Source organism: Bacillus sp. FSL R7-0685 (assembly GCF_038002425.1).
In the GTDB taxonomy this organism is placed as follows: domain Bacteria; phylum Bacillota; class Bacilli; order Bacillales; family Bacillaceae; genus Bacillus; species Bacillus subtilis.
The window spans coordinates 2,566,817-2,586,909 of record NZ_JBBOCN010000001.1 but is presented as its reverse complement, the minus strand read 5'-3'; the positions used below and the strand labels follow the sequence as shown (position 1 = coordinate 2,586,909).

General features: G+C 36.3%; 21 protein-coding genes and 2 pseudogenes. 18 read left to right on the top strand and 5 right to left on the bottom strand.

The annotated features are described in order from the left end of the window. Nucleotides 1-340: 340 nt before the first annotated feature. Entirely contained in the window at nt 341-1,384 is a 1,044-nt protein-coding gene (locus tag MKY50_RS13560) for a nitronate monooxygenase (protein WP_341116824.1), read from the bottom strand. 389 nt (nt 1,385-1,773) lie between these two features. On the opposite strand from MKY50_RS13560, the gene aadK reads away from it, so the two are divergent. Both aadK and MKY50_RS13550 read left to right on the top strand, forming a co-directional pair. Continuing rightward, nucleotides 1,774-2,628, top strand: a complete 855-nt coding sequence (gene aadK / locus MKY50_RS13555; RefSeq protein WP_341116823.1) for an aminoglycoside 6-adenylyltransferase AadK — start codon at nt 1,774-1,776, stop codon at nt 2,626-2,628. A 226-nt stretch (nt 2,629-2,854) separates the two neighbouring features. Next, a complete protein-coding gene (locus MKY50_RS13550) occupies nt 2,855-3,358 on the top strand; it encodes a DinB family protein (RefSeq protein WP_015251612.1) in 504 nt (167 codons plus the stop codon). A gap of 229 nt (nt 3,359-3,587) precedes the next feature. Here the strand turns inward: MKY50_RS13550 and MKY50_RS13545 are convergent. Then, nucleotides 3,588-3,713 (bottom strand): annotated as a pseudogene (locus MKY50_RS13545) (TetR-like C-terminal domain-containing protein); the annotation flags it as partial. A gap of 455 nt (nt 3,714-4,168) precedes the next feature. Between MKY50_RS13545 and MKY50_RS13540 the strand changes: the two are divergent. The 10 genes from MKY50_RS13540 (at nt 4,169) to MKY50_RS13495 (ending at nt 11,390) form a co-directional block, all read left to right on the top strand. Further along, nucleotides 4,169-4,540, top strand: coding sequence for a YrdB family protein (locus tag MKY50_RS13540; RefSeq protein WP_341116822.1), 372 nt, complete (start codon nt 4,169-4,171; stop codon nt 4,538-4,540). 230 nt (nt 4,541-4,770) lie between these two features. Next, nucleotides 4,771-5,337: a cysteine hydrolase family protein gene (locus tag MKY50_RS13535; protein WP_341116820.1), complete on the top strand. Its 567-nt coding sequence runs from the start codon at nt 4,771-4,773 to the stop codon at nt 5,335-5,337. Between the two features lie 179 nt (nt 5,338-5,516). Beyond that, nucleotides 5,517-5,771, top strand: a complete 255-nt coding sequence (locus MKY50_RS13530) for a hypothetical protein (protein ID WP_341116819.1) — start codon at nt 5,517-5,519, stop codon at nt 5,769-5,771. 204 nt (nt 5,772-5,975) lie between these two features. Next, complete coding sequence (locus MKY50_RS13525) at nt 5,976-7,208, top strand: cytochrome P450 family protein (RefSeq protein ID WP_341116817.1); 1,233 nt, start codon at nt 5,976-5,978, stop codon at nt 7,206-7,208. Between the two features lie 271 nt (nt 7,209-7,479). Beyond that, the gene (locus MKY50_RS13520) at nt 7,480-7,719 is read left to right on the top strand and encodes a barstar family protein (protein ID WP_044052493.1); all 240 of its coding nucleotides are present in this window, start codon (nt 7,480-7,482) and stop codon (nt 7,717-7,719) included. A 333-nt stretch (nt 7,720-8,052) separates the two neighbouring features. Then, nucleotides 8,053-8,526 carry an azlBCD operon transcriptional regulator AzlB gene (gene azlB / locus MKY50_RS13515; protein ID WP_015251617.1) on the top strand — a complete coding sequence of 158 codons (474 nt, stop codon included), beginning with the start codon at nt 8,053-8,055 and terminating at the stop codon, nt 8,524-8,526. A 12-nt stretch (nt 8,527-8,538) separates the two neighbouring features. Continuing rightward, the gene (gene azlC / locus MKY50_RS13510) at nt 8,539-9,303 is read left to right on the top strand and encodes an azaleucine resistance protein AzlC (RefSeq protein WP_015251618.1); all 765 of its coding nucleotides are present in this window, start codon (nt 8,539-8,541) and stop codon (nt 9,301-9,303) included. Continuing rightward, nucleotides 9,300-9,632: a branched-chain amino acid transporter AzlD gene (gene azlD, locus MKY50_RS13505; RefSeq protein WP_003245988.1), complete on the top strand. Its 333-nt coding sequence runs from the start codon at nt 9,300-9,302 to the stop codon at nt 9,630-9,632. The genes azlC and azlD overlap by 4 nt, the downstream gene beginning before the upstream one ends. A 160-nt stretch (nt 9,633-9,792) precedes the next feature. Next, a complete protein-coding gene (brnQ, locus tag MKY50_RS13500; protein WP_251233086.1) occupies nt 9,793-11,115 on the top strand; it encodes a branched-chain amino acid transport system II carrier protein in 1,323 nt (440 codons plus the stop codon). Beyond that, the gene (locus tag MKY50_RS13495; protein WP_162868995.1) at nt 11,073-11,390 is read left to right on the top strand and encodes a hypothetical protein; all 318 of its coding nucleotides are present in this window, start codon (nt 11,073-11,075) and stop codon (nt 11,388-11,390) included. Before brnQ ends, MKY50_RS13495 begins: the two co-directional genes overlap by 43 nt. 157 nt (nt 11,391-11,547) lie before the next feature. Here MKY50_RS13495 and gltR read toward each other — a convergent pair. Beyond that, a pseudogene (gene gltR / locus MKY50_RS13490) lies at nt 11,548-12,438 on the bottom strand (glutamate biosynthesis transcriptional regulator GltR). A gap of 326 nt (nt 12,439-12,764) precedes the next feature. Between gltR and MKY50_RS13485 the strand changes: the two are divergent. The 3 genes from MKY50_RS13485 to MKY50_RS13475 all read left to right on the top strand — a co-directional run bounded on the left by MKY50_RS13485 (nt 12,765) and on the right by MKY50_RS13475 (nt 15,503). Beyond that, a complete protein-coding gene (locus tag MKY50_RS13485; RefSeq protein WP_004398711.1) occupies nt 12,765-13,154 on the top strand; it encodes a tautomerase family protein in 390 nt (129 codons plus the stop codon). 288 nt (nt 13,155-13,442) lie between these two features. Beyond that, nucleotides 13,443-14,378 (top strand): CDF family zinc transporter CzcD, encoded by a 936-nt coding sequence (czcD, locus tag MKY50_RS13480; protein ID WP_341116816.1) that lies wholly within the window; start codon nt 13,443-13,445, stop codon nt 14,376-14,378. Between the two features lie 87 nt (nt 14,379-14,465). Beyond that, nucleotides 14,466-15,503 carry a flavin-containing monooxygenase gene (locus tag MKY50_RS13475; RefSeq protein WP_185183702.1) on the top strand — a complete coding sequence of 346 codons (1,038 nt, stop codon included), beginning with the start codon at nt 14,466-14,468 and terminating at the stop codon, nt 15,501-15,503. 122 nt (nt 15,504-15,625) lie between these two features. Here MKY50_RS13475 and czcR read toward each other — a convergent pair whose 3' ends face one another. Then, nucleotides 15,626-16,492, bottom strand: coding sequence for a LysR family transcriptional regulator CzcR (czcR, locus tag MKY50_RS13470; protein ID WP_015251625.1), 867 nt, complete (start codon nt 16,490-16,492; stop codon nt 15,626-15,628). Between the two features lie 125 nt (nt 16,493-16,617). Between czcR and MKY50_RS13465 the strand changes: the two genes are divergently transcribed. The 3 genes from MKY50_RS13465 (at nt 16,618) to MKY50_RS13455 (ending at nt 19,330) form a co-directional block, all read left to right on the top strand. Then, the gene (locus MKY50_RS13465) at nt 16,618-17,583 is read left to right on the top strand and encodes a DMT family transporter (protein ID WP_015714359.1); all 966 of its coding nucleotides are present in this window, start codon (nt 16,618-16,620) and stop codon (nt 17,581-17,583) included. Nucleotides 17,584-17,600: 17 nt separating this feature from the next. Next, nucleotides 17,601-17,744: a YrzO family protein gene (locus tag MKY50_RS13460; RefSeq protein ID WP_014477437.1), complete on the top strand. Its 144-nt coding sequence runs from the start codon at nt 17,601-17,603 to the stop codon at nt 17,742-17,744. A 281-nt stretch (nt 17,745-18,025) separates the two neighbouring features. After that, complete coding sequence (locus MKY50_RS13455) at nt 18,026-19,330, top strand: hemolysin family protein (protein WP_341116815.1); 1,305 nt, start codon at nt 18,026-18,028, stop codon at nt 19,328-19,330. 156 nt (nt 19,331-19,486) lie between these two features. On the opposite strand, the gene bltD is transcribed toward MKY50_RS13455, so the two are convergent. Next, on the bottom strand, nt 19,487-19,945 hold the full coding sequence (gene bltD, locus MKY50_RS13450; RefSeq protein WP_015714357.1) for a spermine/spermidine acetyltransferase: 459 nt from the start codon (nt 19,943-19,945) through the stop codon (nt 19,487-19,489). Between the last annotated feature and the right edge of the window lie 148 nt (nt 19,946-20,093).

Below are 20,093 nucleotides of genomic sequence, written 5' to 3'. Positions count from 1 at the left end.
CGCTTACTGTCTCATTCTTTTTTTATCATATGACTTTATATCATCTGAATCAAACGAAAAAGAACCATTTTACTATTCAAATTTAATATGGGAGCTATCGATTATTCGAATAGGGAGCAAAACTTGAGAAGGGGAGATAAGATCGAAATGTTGGTAATGTATTGTGGTTGTGGTGAAATTATCAAGATCGCATCGTATCAATGTGATGATTGATAACCCGATTCAAATTAGCTTTGAAAATGTAGGAGTATTTAGATTTCCAGAGTCAGTGGATGAAATTACGAAAAAAAAAGCAAACTGCCTGTCAAAGTTTGCTTTTTGCTCTATCAATGAGGTGCGCCTATATTTTTATATCCTCTTGGCAAAGCTGATTTAAAAGCTGCTTAACCGAAATTTCCTCAGTCAATGACCGTATCCCTTGACCTGCCCATAAAGACATCTGATCATGGTTATTTTGAAGTGAAGCCTGCTGTCTCATTGCCTTCGTTAGTGTATTTTGATAAGGGTACGGAAGGGTTTGTGTCTCAAACTGTTCTTTTTCTTCCATCCAGTTATTTACGATTCCTCTGGCCTCTTTACCTGAAAATAATGTCGTAAGCTTTGTATCTGCTTCGTTTGCTTCTAGTATTTTCTGTTTATGTACTGGATGTGCGTTACTCTCGTGACAAATTAAAAAGGCAGAACCGATTTGAACTCCTTGGGCTCCAAGGGTTAAAGCTGCTTTTACTCCTCTGTGGTCTATCATTCCCCCAGCAGCTATGACAGGTACGCTCAGTGCATCTGCTGCTTGTGGAATCAGAGCCATTAAACCTACGGCAGATTCACCTTTGGAAGGTAAGAATGCTCCGCGATGTCCACCGGCTTCACTTCCTTGAAGGACTACTATATCCATTCCCCGTTCTTCCATTAACAATGCTTCTTCTACTGTTGAAGCGGTTCCTATTAAACAGCATCCAGCGGTTTTTAGCTCCTTTACTGCGTCTTCAGGCGGCAGATCAAAAGTGAATGAGCAAGCCTTAACCTTATATTTTAAAATTAGATCAATTTTTTGATAGAAGTCATCCCACTCTTCTTGTACAGATGTGAATTGATTTACTTGATTAGCTAACGGTATGTTTTCTTTCCACTTTTTAACCTGATCTTCTGGTGGCATTTCTAGACCAAGCGGAACAAACACATTAATTTGAAAAGGAGCGTCTGTCAGCTCAAACATTTCTTTTATCTGTTGTTCTAGCAGGTCTGGCGTAAGATACCCCGATGCTAAGCTGCCAAGAGCACCTTGATTCGAAACTGCAGATGCAAGTCGGGGTTTTGTAATACCGCCGGCCATTGGAGCTTGAATAATCGGTTTTGTTAAGGAAAACTTCTTCATAAATTCATTCATACCGAATCCCCCCGTTAAGACATGATTTTTGAAAAAGTGTCATTTTTAAGTTTACTCAAAAACTCGTATTCGCTTAAATATATCGTTTTCCTTCTTTTTGTCAATCTCTCATACCAGTTAACATGTCGATAAAGCAGGGGAGATTAAAGTGTGTCAAAGAGTGTCGTCCCATGGCGGCTCTACAAAAAACTGAATATTCATATAGTCCTTCATAGTTGATATCTGATTTTGAGATGTCTTGCATCTTAATTTTGAATGATATATAGAAGGACTTCATGTAAAATAAAGCTTAGAAGAATACATCACATTCAAGAGTAAAAAAATCTATAAGACGTACAGAATATTCGGTTTTACAGTTAGATATTAAGGCTGAAACGGAGGAACATGCGATGCGAAGTGAGCAGGAAATGATGGACATTTTTTTGGACTTTGCTTTGAACGATGAGAGAATCCGATTGGTCACTTTGGAAGGGTCGCGTACAAACAGAAATATCCCTCCTGACAACTTCCAAGATTATGACATCTCGTATTTTGTAACTGATGTAGATTCTTTTAAAGAAAATGATCAGTGGCTCGAAATCTTTGGGAAGCGCATTATGATGCAAAAACCAGAAGATATGGAGCTTTTTCCTCCCGAATTAGGTAATTGGTTTTCATACATTATTCTTTTTGAGGATGGCAACAAATTAGATCTAACCCTTATTCCAATTCGTGAAGCAGAAGACTATTTTGCTAATAACGATGGTTTGGTTAAGGTATTGCTTGATAGGGATTCGTTCATCAACTATAAAGTGACCCCAAATGATCGCCAATACTGGATGAAAAAGCCGACTGCAAGGGAATTTGATGATTGCTGTAATGAGTTCTGGATGGTTTCGACTTACGTAGTAAAAGGATTAGCAAGAAATGAAATCCTTTTTGCCATTGACCATTTAAATGAAATTGTACGTCCTAATTTATTGAGAATGATGGCCTGGCATATCGCATCTCAGAAAGGGTATTCATTTAGTATGGGGAAGAACTATAAATTTATGAAACGGTACCTTTCAAATAAAGAATGGGAGGAACTCATGTCTACATATTCTGTGAATGGGTATCAGGAAATGTGGAAGTCTTTATTTACTTGCTATGCATTATTTAGAAAGTATTCAAAAGCTGTATCAGAAAGTCTTGCATATCAGTATCCTGATTACGATGAAGGCATCACTAAGTATACGGAAGGTATTTATTGCTCAGTAAAGTAATAAGAATATAGGATTGTTTTCATATGATATTTGATTCTCGCTGACAATGGAGACCAAGGAGTCACCATGTTTGTAAAAAGATGCGTAAATCGTTATGTTTAAGAATGTCTACGCATTTTACTATGATTATTCTTGTCCAAAATTTTTGTTCTTTTTAACGAAACGAGGCATTATAATTAACCTATAGGCACATTAAAAAAATAATAGAATGTAAAGGAGGATTTTTGTGTTCCAAACCTTAGACCATTTTTTGAAATCTTGGGAGTTCGAAGCAGATGCTACACAGAAACTATTAAATAGTCTGACTGATGAATCACTTAAACAAGAAATAACTTCACAAAATTGGACTCTAGGCCGTATTGCTTGGCATACTGTTGCTGCCATTCGCATCATTACCTCAAACACAGACTTAACGTTCCATGCCCCAGCTGAAGATTATCCTGTTCCAACTTCGGCTCAGTTTATAGCTGACAGCTATCATCAAGCCAGTAATGCATTTGTACAGGCATTAAAAACCCAATGGACTGACCATACACTTCAAGAACGTATCAACTTTATCGGACAACAATTGCCTAACGGTTCACTTTTGATGTTTTTAATTCAACATCAAAATCACCATCGGGGACAAATGACTGTTCTTATGAGACAAGCAGGGTTAACTGTTCCAGGTATTTATGGTCCAGCAAAAGAAGAATGGGCAAAATTTGGTTTGGAAGCCCCGAAAATGTAATCAACCTTTTTATAAAAAAGTTACGCTATGACAACATATAAGAAGATATTTTGATCTATCTTTTTTCAAAACATGTTCTTTTTTTGTTCGTTTACCAATGATAAGAACATATTCGAATCATTTTTATTCCAAACCACTTCAAATGACAACGTTCTTCCGCTTTATTGTTGGCCTATTCCCAACGATGTAAGTATAATTTTTAATGCTGTCAAATCTTCGATACACATATCTATAGATTCCTCTCTAACAAAACCCCCGCTTTTTCTGCCATCACTCGAGGTGGGGAAGGCATTTCATTTTTCAACCACCATTCGACTACTCCTACGTATGCATTTGCAACAAATTCAGCAGCGATCGATGGTTCAGAAATTCCAATGAAACATTCAGGTGTTGCTCAATTTTTGAATAAAAGCAGCTGCGCCAAAAGGAAGCCTATTGGAAGAGTCTAGCTGAGTTGGAACGTCTTCTCAAAAGGGAAGGCAATTTATTTACTGTAATTCATACAATGAGTAAAGCCTCCCGGTATAATCTTTACTTCGTTCGACAAATTCTGCAAATTGTAGACAACTTCCTGATTATTTGGATAATTAACTGAATAGGAGGGGAAAAGTTGTCATATTTCATTATACTTATCATCGTTCTATTATCGGAGCATTGGTAACAGCAGCAGTCGGTATCATCTCTTCAAAAGTAGAGGTAATCTCGCCGAAAACTACAATAGAATCTAAAGAGGAAGAACAGAAAAGTTTTTATACGCTGAAATAAAGAAGAGAAAGAGCATCTCCTGCGGGGGTGTTTTTTATAGAGGAGTTGGAAAAACTGAATCAGACTAATTTACTTTTAAGATTCACCCTTGAAATTGCTGCACTAATCTCCTTAGGGGGGTATGCTTGGATAAGCTTTAATGGTTATTTTAAATATGTTTTAACTTTGGTTTTACCTATTGCAGTTATGATTGTCTGGTCTGTATTTGCAGTACCTCATGATCCTAGTCGAAGCGGACAAACTGTAATAGCTGTAAACGGAGTAACAAGGTTAGTTATTGAATTATTGATCTTTGCAATGGCTGTTGCAGCGCTTTATTTTAGTCATTTAAAACCAGTTGGCATTGTCTTTTTATGTCTAATAATACTCCACTACATCTTTTCAGCTGAGCGTATCAAATGGCTTCTAAATCAATAGTTTTTCATATCGGTTCTCGTTATTAGAGTGCTTTTTATCATTCTCTGTAGAGCCAGTGATTCTCAGATTAGATTATTGAAGGTTAACGGCTTGGGCACAGTTGCAGTTTAGAACGCATTTTCCAATAAAGAAGGCGGTCAGTTGAAATTCATCATTAAACAATTGTACAAAAGTAAAATTTGTATTTAGAATGTAGTAATAAATAGAAATTCTACGTAGGAGGGTATCTTGTGGAAGAAAAGAAAGCTTTAATCATTGTGGATGTACAAAAAGCCTTCGATGATAAAAAATGGGGGGAACGGAATAACGTAAAGGCGGAAGAAAACATTAGTAAAATACTAAAATTATGGAGAGAAAAAGGATGGACAGTCATATACATACAACACACTTCTGATAAACCTCATTCTTTATTCCATCCAAAGAATGAAGGGTTTGCGATAAAGGAAATAGTTAAGCCTATGGATGAAGAAGTCATTATAACCAAGACAGTAAATAGCAGCTTTATTGGTACGAATTTAGAAGAATTCTTAAAATTAAATGAAATAACCACTGTAGTCATAACTGGTTTAACCACGCCTCACTGTGTATCAACCACCACAAGAATGAGTGGTAATTTAGGGTTTGATACATACCTGATTTCAGATGCAACAGCAGCCTTCGGAATGAGAGACCAAAATGATACATATTATGATGCGGCGACTATTCATAATATATCTCTAGCTACATTGCATGATGAATTTGCCACAATATTGACAACTGATCAATTAATAAATGATTTTATAAAAACTCACTTATGAAAAACATTTTGGCACAGTAAAACGGCAGGCGCCTTTCCAATAGGAAGGGCGCTTTAATTCGATTTCCTGCTTTACTGCTCAGAGGAGGTGCATCAATGTTTCTTTATCGACAAGCAAGGGCAGATGAATGAAGCAAAGTGGCAAGGCTATTCCATGAATCTTTCAATCAATATCCTTTTATGGATTTACTCGTAAAACGCGAAAAAAAAGATCGTTCATTTATTTTTGAAATGCATAAAGTACTGACAAGAGCATATTTTAAAAAGCATTTCTTTTTTGTTGGCATTCAGAATGGTGAAATGGTTGTTGCCGCTCTATTAAAACATCGTGATAAACCCGACATTAAACTTGATCGATTATATAGCAGCAGGGGGGATAACATTAATCAAAATGGGGCTAAAAAATTTTCCAAATCCTTAAAAGAGCCGGCATAGAAGTATTAGGAGTTTCGCCATTTTATCAGGGAAAGAGTTTAGGCAGCAAAATGATTAATGACTGTCTCATATCTTTTATTTCAAAATGCGGGGACGGCATTTTGGCCCTTATCATGAATACTGATCTCAATGGATCATTTTACAAATCGTCCTGATTTTATATTTAAAGATTATCATAACTTTTCAAAGATGGAGGTCGAATGAATGTCTTCAAAAGAAAAAAAGAGTGTAACCATTTTGACGGAAAGTCAATTGTCTTTGAGAGCATTTAAAGATGAAGCGTATGAATTTTATAAAGAATTGCGAAAATCACAGCCTCTCTACCCATTATCTTTAGGAGCTCTGGGGAAAGGCTGGCTCATATCGAGATATGATGATGCAATACATTTATTAAAGAATGAAAAATTAAAGAAAAACTATGAAAATGTATTTACCGCAAAAGAAAAACGTCCTGCTCTATTGAAGAATGAAGAGACTTTAACAAAACATATGCTTAATTCAGATCCCCCTGATCACAACCGCTTGCGAACTCTTGTTCAAAAAGCATTTACGCATCGGATGATTTTGCAGTTGGAAGACAAAATCCAGCATATCGCAGATTCTTTATTGGATAAAGTGCAGCCCAACAAATTCATGAACCTAGTAGACGATTATGCGTTTCCATTGCCGATTATCGTGATAAGTGAAATGCTCGGCATTCCCTTGGAAGATCGTCAAAAATTCAGAGTATGGTCGCAAGCAATTATTGATTTTTCAGATGCCCCTGAAAGACTTCAGGAGAATGACCACTTGTTAGGGGAGTTTGTTGAATATCTGGAATCCTTAGTTCGCAAAAAAAGGAGAGAACCTGCAGGAGATTTAATCAGTGCATTAATTCAAGCGGAAAGTGAAGGCACACAATTAAGTACAGAAGAATTGTACTCGATGATTATGCTGCTTATCGTTGCAGGTCATGAAACAACCGTAAACTTAATCACCAATATGACATATGCTCTGATGTGTCACCATGATCAACTAGAAAAGCTCCGCCAGCAGCCGGACTTGATGAATTCAGCCATAGAAGAAGCATTGCGGTTTCACAGCCCTGTTGAGCTAACGACAATTCGCTGGACGGCTGAACCGTTTATACTGCATGGGCAGGAGATTAAACGGAAAGATGTGATCATCATTTCTTTAGCATCAGCAAACCGTGATGAAAAGATATTTCCAAATGCCGACATATTTGATATTGAAAGAAAGAACAACCGCCATATTGCTTTTGGCCATGGCAATCATTTTTGTCTTGGTGCACAGCTAGCCCGCTTAGAAGCAAAGATTGCGATTTCCACCTTATTACGCCGCTGTCCAAATATACAGTTAAAAGGCGAAAAGAAACAAATGAAATGGAAAGGGAATTTTCTGATGAGAGCACTCGAAGAACTGCCGATTAGTTTTTAATTTTTTGGGGATATGTGATTTTCAAACATATCTTGTTTTACTCCTCAATTAGATTAAACGATAGTAAAAGCTGTAACATAAAAATTTGATATGATAGCTTTTTAAAAACAAAGTTTAGCATTATTTATGCCTACCGGGTATGAAGATGTCTTGCAAACACCAATAGTTTCATCCTATCGGTGTTTTTTATTTGTTTTCAGCCTCATTTGGACAAACAGCTGTTACATAGTAAACGTTTGTTAAGATAAAATAATGGAGGGCATAGTTTCTAATGAGAAAAATAATGATAGATGGAAAAGACTTTGAAAATATAGAAGTTTTACATGATGTTTTAAAAGATAAATCTTTATGGGATTGCCTGACAGGGTGGGTGGATTTGCCGCTCACTTTAGTCTTGAAAAATTTTGAGTTCAGCAATACATTTTTAGGTTCATACGCAGATGATGTATTAGAAGTTTTACAAGAGGCTCAAGAGGAACTAGAGGACGAATTTAAAATAATAATAGAGTAGACTTTCTGTTTTGTGAATTTTAACAATTTTTGTTCGCAGAAAAAGGCAATAGGGCACCGCAAATTCAATTTTCGGTGAGACCGCAATAACTTTTTGGCTTCTGATAAGTTTCTTATGATGTTGGTATCAAGTCACACAAGTACATAACTCTCCCATGACTTCTTTCTGATGTAAGTTAATTTCATTATGAGGTAATCATGGGGATAATTTTATTCTGTGAATAATATTTTAAAAGGATTTAAATTTAAATAATATTTGATTAACGAATAAAAATTCGTTATTATTTAAATTGAGTGAAATATAATTCTGTTAAGTTGTATTGGGGGTTGTGAAATGGGTATTATGCTTGACGAAACTGATAAGGCCATCTTAAGAGAATTGCAGGAAGATGCTTCAATATCAAATTTAAATTTATCTAAGAAAATTGGGCTTTCACCATCAGCTTGCCTTGCAAGAACAAAGAACCTAGTAGAAGCAGGTATAATTAAAAAGTTTACGACTATTGTTGATGAGAAAAAACTTGGAATCGAAGTCACAGCACTAGCTCTCATCAACTTATCACCCTTAAATAGGGAGACAATTCATTCATTTTTAGAGGATATAAACAAATTCCCACAGGTTCAAGAATGCTACACACTTACAGGAAGCCATGACTATATGCTTAAGATTGTGGCGAAGGACATGGAGAGTTATCGGAATTTTATCATTGATTCATTAATGCAGAACCCTGCTATTAGTGGAGTTGACACAAGCATAGTCATGAGTACAGAAAAAAGAACTGTCAGTGTGCCAATTGATGAAATGTAGGAGGTTGTTGATTTGAATAAAAATAAAGAATCGTTACATTTAAGCTCTCCAGCTATAAACACTCATATGAATAAGAGAAGTCAAATATGGGCTGCATTTCGTTCTGCATTCCCATATACAATTCCGATTTTTGCGGGGTTTTTGTTTTTGGGGATAGCTTATGGAATCTTTATGCATTCTTTGGGATTTAGCGCAATCTATCCAATCATCATGAGTTTTATGATATTTGCGGGCTCAATGGAGTTTGTTGCAGCGAATTTTTTACTTGGTGCGTTCAACCCTATGAATGCTCTTTTTTTGACGTTAATGGTCAATGCCAGGCATTTGTTTTATGGAATTTCCATGTTGGATAAGTACAGGGGGACTGGAAAGAAAAAGCTTTATCTGATTTTCGGAATGTGCGATGAATCATTTTCTATCAATTATACCGCTAATGTTCCGGCGAATGTTGACAAGGGCTGGTTTATGTTTTTTGTGACACTGCTTAATCATTTATATTGGGTCGCGGGGGCAGCGATAGGAGGTATTTTTGGATCGTACGTGAAGTTTAATACCGAAGGGCTTGATTTTGTGATGACTGCTCTGTTTATTGTGATATTCATAGAACAATGGATGAAAGAGAAAAAGCATTACAGTGCTCTCTCAGGACTTGGACTTTCAGTAGCCTGTCTTATCCTTTTTGGCGGAAACCAATTTATTATTCCTGCTATGCTCGCCATTTTAGGGGTACTGACTGTTCTGAGAAAACCATTGGAGAAAGCTGAGGTTTCCGTATGACGATGACTATGACGCAGCAAATGATCACCATTGCAATGGTCGTGCTAGGAACAATGCTGACACGGTTCCTTCCATTCATGATTTTCCCGTCTGGCAAACCGACACCGAAATATGTACAGTATCTTGGTAAAGTGCTGCCATCAGCGGTAATCGGGCTTTTGGTCATTTATTGTTTAAAAGATGTGAGTCTGCTTTCTGGAAGTCATGGCATTCCTGAATTAGTTGGAGCAGCTGCAGTTGTACTGCTTCACTTGTGGAAGAAAAATATGCTTCTTTCCATAGCGGGGGGAACCGTTGTTTATATGGTTTTGGTGCAATTGGTTTTTTAACCGATATCGGAAACTATCAAATCATGCTTTTATTAAACTTGATAAAAATATATAAAACTGACACAAGCTTATTTTGGAATCAACACTGTGCCAGTGCAAATAGCATCTGTAATGTTTCCTGGCTATTCAAGAAGTGTCTACTTTAATCGGAGGATATATAATGTCAAAAAAAGTGTCTGCTTCCTATATCATCATTATAGGATTAATGCTATTTGCATTGTTTTTTGGAGCAGGAAATCTCATTTTTCCACCTATGCTTGGTCAATTGGCCGGGAAAAATGTATGGGTCGCTAATGCAGGTTTCTTAGTGACCGGAGTTGGATTGCCATTACTGGCTATAACAGCATTTGTTTTTTCGGGTAAACAAAACTTACAGTCGTTAGCCAGCCGTGTTCACCCGGTGTTTGGCATTGTATTTACGACGATTCTCTATTTGGCAATCGGGCCTTTTTTCGCTATCTCGAGATCAGGGAACGTATCGTTTGAAATTGGGGTAAAACCTTTTTTATCAAATGATGCAGGTCCTGTCTCATTGATCATATTTACAATATTATTTTTCGGATTGGCATGCGTGTTATCACTTAATCCTTCAAAAATCATTGATATAGTTGGGAAATTTTTGACGCCAATTAAGCTGACATTTATCGGATTGCTTGTAGTGGTAGCTCTTCTTCGCCCAATTGGAACCATTCAAGCACCATCAAAAGGGTACACATCACAAGCGTTTTTTAAAGGATTTCAGGAAGGATATCTCACTCTGGATGCCCTTGTAGCATTTGTTTTTGGAATTATCATCGTGAATGCATTGAAAGAACAAGGAGCTTCTACCAAAAAACAGCTGATGGGTGTTTGTGCAAAAGCAGCCGCGATTGCAGCTGTACTCTTAGCAGTTATGTATACAGCCCTTTCCTATATGGGGGCTTCCAGCGTTGAAGAACTGGGGATTTTAGAAAATGGAGCAGAGGTCTTGGCTAAGATTTCATCCTATTATTTTGGATCTTATGGTTCAATCTTATTGGGCTTAATGATTACAGTAGCGTGTCTGACGACAAGTGTCGGACTGATCACAGCGTGTTCTTCATTTTTTCATGAATTATTTCCGAACATTTCTTATAAAAAAATTGCTGTCGTTTTATCAGTGTTTAGTACACTTGTCGCAAATATAGGATTAACCCAACTCATTAAGGTGTCAATGCCTGTCTTACTGACGATGTATCCTATCGCGATTTCCTTAATATTTTTAACGTTTTTGCATTCTGTATTTAAAGGGAAGACAGAAGTGTATCAAGGCAGTTTATTATTCGCATTCATCATCAGCTTATTTGACGGTTTGAAGGAGGCGGGAATAAAAATTGAAGTTGTGAATCATATTTTCACTCAGATTCTTCCTATGTATAACATAGGGCTGGGGTGGCTCATTCCAGCTATTACAGGGGGAATATGCGGCTATATACTGAGTATATTCCGAACAAAAACAAGTTGATCAATCAACAGCAATATCACTCAGATCTGCAGGATCTCCTCCATCAGTGGATACTTCAACTGTTACAATTGGATGTTCTGCCCCTGTCCAACCGAAAATATCAATCTTCCCGTTGTCACCCGAAATCTGTAGGTGAATATTTAATAGTTGTGAGAGCGATTGACTCTTTAGGAAATAGTCAGCCTTTAACTTCAAGACGCAACCAAGTGTCTAGGGCAATGATCTTCGTTCAAAATTCTTTGAATGAGGAAAATCTACATTCTAATATCGACTAGGTTTCACAATTCAGAGTGCAAAATCACGAAGAAAAAGCAAACTACATACCGAAGTTTGCTTTTTTGCTCTATACAAACAATGAGATGCGCCTATATTTTTATATCAGACAACTGATCAGAGGTATTTTGAAGCGAAGCCTGCCTTCCATCCATTTATTTACGATTGATCTGGCCTCTTTACCTGAAAATGATCCCTCATATGCGTTAAAAAAGCAGATAAAGCAGGGGTAATTAAAGTGTCTTTCCGCCTTATAAACATGGTTGATACGAAAGAATATTTGTCAGAGATAGTGTGGCTGCAGATGCGGCCTTCTTTTTCATGCGAAGCAATGATTGAACGAGGCAGCAGTGAAATCCCCAAGCCCGCGCTTACACAGCCAATGATCGCTTCAAGTATGCCAAATTCCATTAAATTTATAGGTAATAAACCTTCTTCTTGCAGGATATGATTGAGCTTTGCTCTGTATGAGCATCCTTTACGGAATACAAGCATTGTTTGTGTTTGAACATCCTGAATGGAAGAAATCACAGGGTGTGAAGCACTTGTAACAAGAACCATCTCTTCATCCAATACCTTTTCTTGAACTAAATCAGGGTGTTCAATAGGCCCTGAAATAAAAGCGCCGTTTAACTCATAATGTAAAACTGCTTGTATTTGTTGTTCCGTAGGGCCGGTTACTAGGTTCAAATCAACATTTGGATAGAGGTTATTATAATGTGCAAGGAGTTGAGGAAGCCAAACTGCAGCTGTTGTTTCCATTGATCCTATACGCAGTGGCCCAGAAGGCGCGGATGATTCGCCCATGGCTGCTCTAGCTTCTTCAATAGTATGTAGAATTTTCTCTGAGTAAGAAACAAGAATTTGCCCTGGGGGAGTAAGTGTGATTCCTCGACTATGACGATAGAATAATTTTGTCTGTAAATCGTTTTCTAGTTGTTATATCTTATTCGTTACATTCGATTGTGCATAATTTAAAGTCTGAGCAGCCTTGGAAATACTGCCTTCACGAGCAGTAGTGAGAAAAACCTGTAACAACTGAATATTCATGCAGTCCTCCATAATTGATATCTGATTTTGAGATGTCTTCCATCTTAATTTTGAATTATATATGATAGCAGAGCTTCATGTAAACTAAAGCTTAGAAGAATAAATGATTTCTAGAGTAAGTGATAAGGCTATTTCAAAAAATGGTTAATTACTCGAAGTTGATTCAGTATATTGCCTATGGAAATACACATCATAACATAGGCTTGACTAACAACAGAATGAAGGGGTTATTGGGAAATTATTTTATTCTAATGTAGTAAGAATAAAAATGAGCACATTATGTAGCAGATGATTAGAAATATCTGACAGTAGAAGGAGGGGATTTTATGCCATTACTTCGTTTTGACTTAATAGAAGGGCGAGATCAATCAAGTTTGAAAAAACTTTTAGATGTCGCTCACAATGTTGTAGTAGAGGCTTTTGATGTGCCTCAACAAGACCGTTATCAAATTGTTCATGAACATCCAGAAAATCATATGATTATTGAGGATACTGGGTTAGGATTTAACCGAACTAAAAATCTTGTTGTTCTTTCAGTTACAAGTAAATCCCGACCGGAAGAGAAGAAACAAAAATTTTACAGGCTGTTAGCTGAAAGACTGGAATCTGAGTGTGGTATCGCATCAACTGATTTAATTGTATCTATTGTTGAAAATGATAATGCTGACTGGAGTTTTGGGCTTGGTGAGGCCCAATTTTTAACAGGTAAATTGTAGTTGAATACTACCCTCAAATGCTTGATTGAAGAAAAGGATAGAGAAACTAGGGTAGCGGAGCAAACCATGTGTTTGCTCCGCTTTTTTATGTTTATAAAAGAATAATTAAGGAGGTATTGTGGATTTCTATAAAAAATATTTTGACATTTCAGTAAAGAGCAGATATATTTATATATGAACACATGCTCATATATAAATATTGTTTGCATCATGTTAGAATGCTTCATAACAGATTTGAAATAATAAATACATATGTATCAATAAACTTTAGGTAAGGAGGAGTTTTTTATGGGTCACAATCATAATGAAGGAGCAAATAAAAAGGTTATATTGATCTCTTTTATCATGATTACAGGTTATATGATAATAGAAGCTATAGGTGGATTTTTAACAAATAGCCTGGCGCTTTTATCTGATGCAGGCCATATGCTGAGTGATTCAATTTCATTAATGGTTGCCCTGATTGCTTTTACATTAGCTGAAAAAAAGGCAAATCACAATAAGACATTCGGCTATAAACGATTTGAGATTCTTGCAGCTGTGATAAACGGTGCTGCCTTAATTCTTATTTCTCTTTATATCATTTATGAAGCAATCGAACGCTTCTCTCATCCACCAGAAGTAGCAACAACCGGCATGCTTACAATTAGTATCATCGGGTTAGTTGTGAATCTATTGGTCGCTTGGATTATGATGAGTGGCGGAGATACAAAGAATAATCTGAATATAAGAGGAGCTTATTTACATGTAATAAGCGATATGCTCGGCTCTGTAGGTGCCATTTTAGCTGCCATACTTATCATCTTCTTTGGATGGGGCTGGGCAGACCCATTGGCTAGTATCATTGTGGCTATTCTTGTTCTAAGAAGCGGTTACAATGTGACTAAAGATTCCATTCACATATTAATGGAAGGAACTCCAGAAAATATCGATGTCTATGATATCATTCGTACAATTGAAGGGACAGAGGGAATTCAAAACATTCATGATTTACACATATGGTCTATCACAAGCGGATTGAATGCTCTTTCTTGCCACGCAGTTGTTGACGGTCAACTGACCATTTCAGAAAGTGAAAATATTTTACGCAAAATTGAACATGAACTTGAGCATAAAGGCATTACGCACGTAACCATTCAAATGGAAACCGAAGCGCATAATCACGACAATGCGATCCTTTGTCAGGCCAAAATTGAGAAGCCGCGTGACCACCATCACCATTAAATTTTTTATCTAACTTTATAGTGAGGAGATCAACTAGCATTTTGCAGATTCTGTCTACTGACAATTTGAAATTGGCGGGGTGATAATGTGTACGACACTATAGTAATCGGGGCTGGTCAAGCAGGGATCTCGATAGGATATTATCTAAAGCAGTCCGATCAAAAGTTTATTATTTTGGATAAAAGTCATGAGGTGGGGGAGAGCTGGAAAGATCGGTATGACTCATTAGTTTTATTTACTTCTCGAATGTATAGCTCTTTGCCTGGAATGCATCTTGAAGGAGAAAAACATGGATTTCCTTCAAAAAATGAAATTGTTGCTTATCTAAAGAAATATGTTAAAAAATTTGAAATTCCAATCCAATTACGGACAGAAGTAATAAGTGTCCTAAAAATAAAGAATCATTTCTTAATAAAAACAAATCGGGAAGAATATCAAACGAAGAATCTTGTCATTGCTACAGGTCCTTTTCATACCCCTAATATTCCATCAATATCAAAGGATTTAGCCGATAATATTAATCAACTACACTCATCACAATATAAGAATTCAAAACAATTGGTACATGGAAATGTACTAGTAGTTGGTGGTGGGAATAGTGGTGCTCAGATAGCTGTTGAATTATCCAAAGAAAGAGTTACATATTTAGCTTGTAGTAATAAACTTGTTTATTTCCCTTTAATGATCGGAAAAAGAAGCATCTTTTGGTGGTTTGATAAACTAGGAGTTTTACATGCAAGTCATACATCAATAGTAGGCAAATTCATTCAAAAGAAAGGTGATCCAGTATTTGGGCATGAATTAAAACATGCAATAAAACAGAAAAAGATCATCTTAAAAAAAAGAGTCATTGCCGCAAAGCAAAATGAAATCATTTTTAAAGATTCATCTACATTAGAAGTAAACAATATTATTTGGGCTACTGGTTTCAGGAATCCCTTATGTTGGATAAATATAAAAGGTGTTTTGGATCAAGAAGGTCGAATCATACATCATAGAGGTGTTTCACCTGTAGAAGGATTGTACTTTATAGGTTTGCCTTGGCAGCATAAGCGAGGTTCAGCGTTGCTTCAAGGTGTAGGAAATGATGCTGAATACATTGTAAAACAAATGAACGGTGAATAAACGAAGCAGAGCAGTAACTCACATGTTTACTGCTCTATTTTTTGCGTGAATAAGGGTAGCGAAGTGGAGATGAGCCTTCTCTTTTATTTAAGAAGTTAGAATATAGAAAGAGAAAAATCACTTTAAGCCATACTCATATTTTTATGTTCAACAATGGTCTTAAGGAGGCTGCGCATTGAATTTGTCAGGTACGCATCTTTATGGCGTATAAAGATTGTTGAGATACAGCTGTCTTTCTCAGGTAATGGGTGACAATAAACCTTACCTTGTGCAGCAAGATGCATAACAGCAGATTCCGGTACCACTGTTATACCGAGTCCAAGTGCAACACTATTTAAGATTGTCTCCAGGATGTTAAATTCCATCATTCTGTTTGGGAGCACACCTTCATCTTTGAGCCATTGTTCAAGCCTAGACCGATACCCGCACCCCTGATTAAAAACAAGAATCGGAGTCGTTGAAAAATCCTCTATATTAAACGTTTTGTTACTGGTTACAAGAGTAAGTTTTTCAGTATAAACATCATACTGTTCCAGAATAGAATGTTTCAAAGGGCCTGAAATAAAAGCTCCGTCTAATTCGTGATTCATGACCTTTTTAATAAGTTCCTCTGTTAGACCAGCCTGCAATGATAAATCCACATTAGGATACTTTTTATAATAGGAAGCTATGATGGTCGGCAGTATCCTCACTGTTTCCACTGTACCGATTTTTAATATTCCAGACGGTATATCAGTATCTAGAAAGACTTGCTCCAGTTCTTCAACATCTTTCAAAATTTTGTTAACGTATTCAATCATTTTTCGGCCCTCTGGGCTTAGTGAAACCCCTTTTTTATGGCGATTGAAAAGAGGTGTTTTGAGTTCATTCTCTAATTGCTTAATCCGCGCAGTTACATTAGATTGTACATAATTTAACTCTTTTGCAGCACCGGTAATACTCTTGTGATGGGCTACGCATTTGAAAATTTGTAAGTCTCGCAGTTCCATGAAGATCCCCCCTTCATTAAAGTATCATTATCAATGATGTTTTTCATCACTTTTGTTCATTTTACTTGATGCTTACTTCTTTTTATAATTCTCATTGTAATTTTAAAGAAAAGGGGGGGAATTCAATGAAAAAAGGTCAATTATTCATTGGTGCCCTTACATGTTTAGTAGCAAGTATGTCTTGGGGCGCGATGTTTCCAGTTGCAGATCATGCATTAGAATTTGTTGATCCGTTTTATTTTTCATTTATTCGCTACGGTGTGGTAACGATTATGTTAGTGATTTTATTATTGGTGAGAGAAGGAAAAAAATCATTTTATTTAGAGGGTAAAGCAAAATGGATCATTTTATTTGGGGTGATGGCGTTTACTGTATACAATGTTCTTATTTTTTTAGGTCAAAGGTTGATGGGGAAGTCTGGAATTATGACAGCATCCATTGCCGAGGCACTCATGCCGATGCTTTCAATTGTTATTCTATGGGGATATAAACATGTGAAACCTAAAAAATACACAATGATCAGTATATTGATTGCCTTTTTGGGGGCTTCGATGGTCATAACCAAAGGTAATATAAGTTTCTTTTTTTCATTAGGGGATCATCTATTCTCGATACTCTTTATATTCATTGGTGTTTTAGGGTGGGTTGTCTACACAATGGGGGGACAGATATTCCGAGAGTGGTCCACACTTCGTTATTCAACTTTGACATGTTTATTCGGCACAGCTATAACAGGAATCATGACAGCTATACTTACCGCGCAAGGTTACGTGTCGGTACCGAGTATTAAAGTGATTGCAGCAATTAAGTATGATTTTTTATTTATGATTACTTTACCAGGTATCATAGCCCTCCTTAGTTGGAACTATGGCATTAAAATCCTATCATCCATTAATGGGATTTTATTTATTAACTTTGTCCCCATTACTACATTGTTAATCATGGTGATCAAAGGATATAACATAACTGCATTTGATATAGTAGGAACACTGTTTGTCATTATTGGACTCATTTTAAATAACATATATCAGCGTAAGGAAGATTATAAACAGGTATTACAAAAAGAAAAAACAAATTTGACTATCACTTAGACGGTGGGGGATTTAAAATGTTTGAAGGTTTATTGTTTTTCATTTCAGCTGGAATTGTCTGTGAACTTGCTGCAATTAATAGAAATGGCCGCAAAAATATAAAGCAACAGGCGGAATTGATTCAAATTTTAAAAGAAAACCTTAATAAAGACATTAAATAAATCAAGACGGTTGGATATTATTGAAACACACCAGAAAATTCAGGTGTGTTTTTATTTTGCTTTCTATTTTAAGCCTTAAAACGTCACCAATCGCTAGTTGAATACTACGGGAACCACTCTCCATACGGAAAAAGATGATTATTTACATCATTCAGAGTTGATTTTAGGTTCTTTTGAACTTATAATGTTATATATACTGTTTTTTGTTTATTCAGAAAAAACGGGTTATAAAAATAAATATTTATATCGGAGGTGTACGCCTTACTAGGTAAGGCAAATCATTGACAACCATTAACCTTATAATCTTTACTATTTTAATTGTCTTAACAGCATTTTTTGTTGCGACTGAATTTGCGATAGTAAAGATCAGGTCATCAAAAATTGACCAACTCATATTAGAGGGAAAAAAAGGTGCCGTATCAGCCAAAAAGGTCATTACTCATTTGGACGAATATTTGTCAGCTTGTCAATTAGGGATCACGGTTACAGCGTTGGGAATTGGCTGGGTTGGAGAATCGACTTTTGAAGTGATTTTGCACCCCTTATTTGCTCATTTTCATGTAAGTGAAACAGTCTCACATGTATTGATCTTAGTGATTGCTTTTGTGATGGCGACTTTTTTGCACGTTGTAGTTGGAGAACTTGCTCCTAAAACACTCGCTATCCAAAAAGCGGAAACCATCACTCTTTTGACTGCAAAGCCAATTATTTGGTTTTACCGCATCCTGTTCCCTTTTATATGGTTTTTAAATGGTTCAGCCCGGTTTATAGTAGGACTCTTCGGTTTGAAACCTGCATCAGAACATGAACTTGCTCATTCTGAAGAAGAACTGCGCATCTTACTGTCTGAAAGCTATAAGAGCGGTGAAATCAATCAAAATGAGTTGAAATATGTAAATAATATTTTTGAATTTGATGAAAGAATCGCCAAAGAAATTATGATTCCGAGAAGAGAGATCGTAGCGATTTCTAGTGAGGATTCTTATGAAACTATTGTTAAGACCATTAAGACAGAGAGCTATACAAGGTACCCAGTCCTAAATGGAGATAAAGATTCAATCATTGGTTTTATCAATGCTAAAGAATTTTTGTCAGCTTATATTGACACAGACCAGAAGATAAAAGAGGATTTCAAGTTAGAAAATCATATCAACCCTGTTATCCATGTTATTGAATCCGTTCCAATTCATGATTTATTGGTAAAAATGCAAAAAGAGCGAACACATATCGCTATTCTTGTGGATGAATATGGCGGCACTTCAGGTTTAGTCACTGCTGAAGATATTCTTGAAGAAATTGTCGGGGAAATCAGAGATGAATTTGATAAAGATGAAGTGCCTAATATTAGAAAAGTAAATGATAATCACTATATCTTAGATTCGAAAGTGCTCATTGAAGATGTAAATGATTTATTGGGAACGACGTTAGCAAGTGACGAAGTGGATACAATAGGCGGCTGGTTTATGACTCAACAAATAGACGCTGCAGTTGGGACCGTTATAGAAGCCGATGGGTATATTTTTAAAGTGCACAAAACAGTTGGCCGGCATATTAATTATTTAGAAATTGTCCGGAAAAAAGAATAACATCTGGATAAAACACATGAGATTTTGACTAATAAGATGCTTAAAGCCTGAGATGAAATTTTCATCCAGGCTTTTTTAAACAATGATCTTGCAGTTTAAGTAGGTAATCATTATCGAAGTTCAAACGTTTCTCAGCAAAAAAGGAGGCCTGGATATCTATAGCTCTTTTACCATTACCTTCTCACCATTAAAGTCGAGTTCACCATTAAATTGAAAACCAAACCTTTGATAAAGGCGTATAGCATGAATATTATTTTCAAATATACTTAAATAAATTCTTTTGCATTTATATAGCTCAGCAAGGTGCTGAATGAGGGCTTTAAGCATTTTCTTCCCTAATCCTTTTCCCTGATAGCGTTCGTCAATAAAAAATCGGTCAAGCCAGACTCGTCCGTTTTTATTATCTTCATCATACTCGGGAAACAATCCATACATTGCAAAACCGACTAGATCTCCTTCATAGTAAAGCCCGACAGGTTTATAATAGTGACATTCGTTTGCATCCTCTAAACATATTTTTGTAGATTCAATATATGATAATTGATTCTGGCTGACATGTAGATCAAGAATTGCAGCACGATTATCATCAGTTACTCCTTTTATTTTTATACTCATACTACATTCTCCTTTTTTCTTATCCCGGTATCCTGATATTGCTAAAACTCAGCTTAAACTATATTCACGTCAAGCAACATGTAGCCTATCAAATTAAGTACCTTTTCTTATTGTGCCTAACCAGGGGCATTCCCTGCATCCAAATGAC

What these genes read in the sequence shown, in the direction of transcription:
- MKY50_RS13560 (WP_341116824.1), bottom strand. Translation starts at nt 1,384, where the DNA reads ATGAATGAATTTATGAAGAAGTTTTCCTTAACAAAACCGATTATTCAA.
- aadK (WP_341116823.1), top strand. Translation starts at nt 1,774, where the DNA reads ATGCGAAGTGAGCAGGAAATGATGGACATTTTTTTGGACTTTGCTTTG.
- MKY50_RS13530 (WP_341116819.1), top strand. Translation starts at nt 5,517, where the DNA reads ATGGATTTACTCGTAAAACGCGAAAAAAAAGATCGTTCATTTATTTTT.
- MKY50_RS13525 (WP_341116817.1), top strand. Translation starts at nt 5,976, where the DNA reads ATGTCTTCAAAAGAAAAAAAGAGTGTAACCATTTTGACGGAAAGTCAA.
- MKY50_RS13520 (WP_044052493.1), top strand. Translation starts at nt 7,480, where the DNA reads ATGAGAAAAATAATGATAGATGGAAAAGACTTTGAAAATATAGAAGTT.
- azlB (WP_015251617.1), top strand. Translation starts at nt 8,053, where the DNA reads ATGGGTATTATGCTTGACGAAACTGATAAGGCCATCTTAAGAGAATTG.
- azlD (WP_003245988.1), top strand. Translation starts at nt 9,300, where the DNA reads ATGACGATGACTATGACGCAGCAAATGATCACCATTGCAATGGTCGTG.
- brnQ (WP_251233086.1), top strand. Translation starts at nt 9,793, where the DNA reads ATGTCAAAAAAAGTGTCTGCTTCCTATATCATCATTATAGGATTAATG.
- MKY50_RS13495 (WP_162868995.1), top strand. Translation starts at nt 11,073, where the DNA reads ATGCGGCTATATACTGAGTATATTCCGAACAAAAACAAGTTGATCAAT.
- MKY50_RS13485 (WP_004398711.1), top strand. Translation starts at nt 12,765, where the DNA reads ATGCCATTACTTCGTTTTGACTTAATAGAAGGGCGAGATCAATCAAGT.
- czcD (WP_341116816.1), top strand. Translation starts at nt 13,443, where the DNA reads ATGGGTCACAATCATAATGAAGGAGCAAATAAAAAGGTTATATTGATC.
- czcR (WP_015251625.1), bottom strand. Translation starts at nt 16,492, where the DNA reads ATGGAACTGCGAGACTTACAAATTTTCAAATGCGTAGCCCATCACAAG.
- MKY50_RS13465 (WP_015714359.1), top strand. Translation starts at nt 16,618, where the DNA reads ATGAAAAAAGGTCAATTATTCATTGGTGCCCTTACATGTTTAGTAGCA.
- MKY50_RS13460 (WP_014477437.1), top strand. Translation starts at nt 17,601, where the DNA reads ATGTTTGAAGGTTTATTGTTTTTCATTTCAGCTGGAATTGTCTGTGAA.
- bltD (WP_015714357.1), bottom strand. Translation starts at nt 19,945, where the DNA reads ATGAGTATAAAAATAAAAGGAGTAACTGATGATAATCGTGCTGCAATT.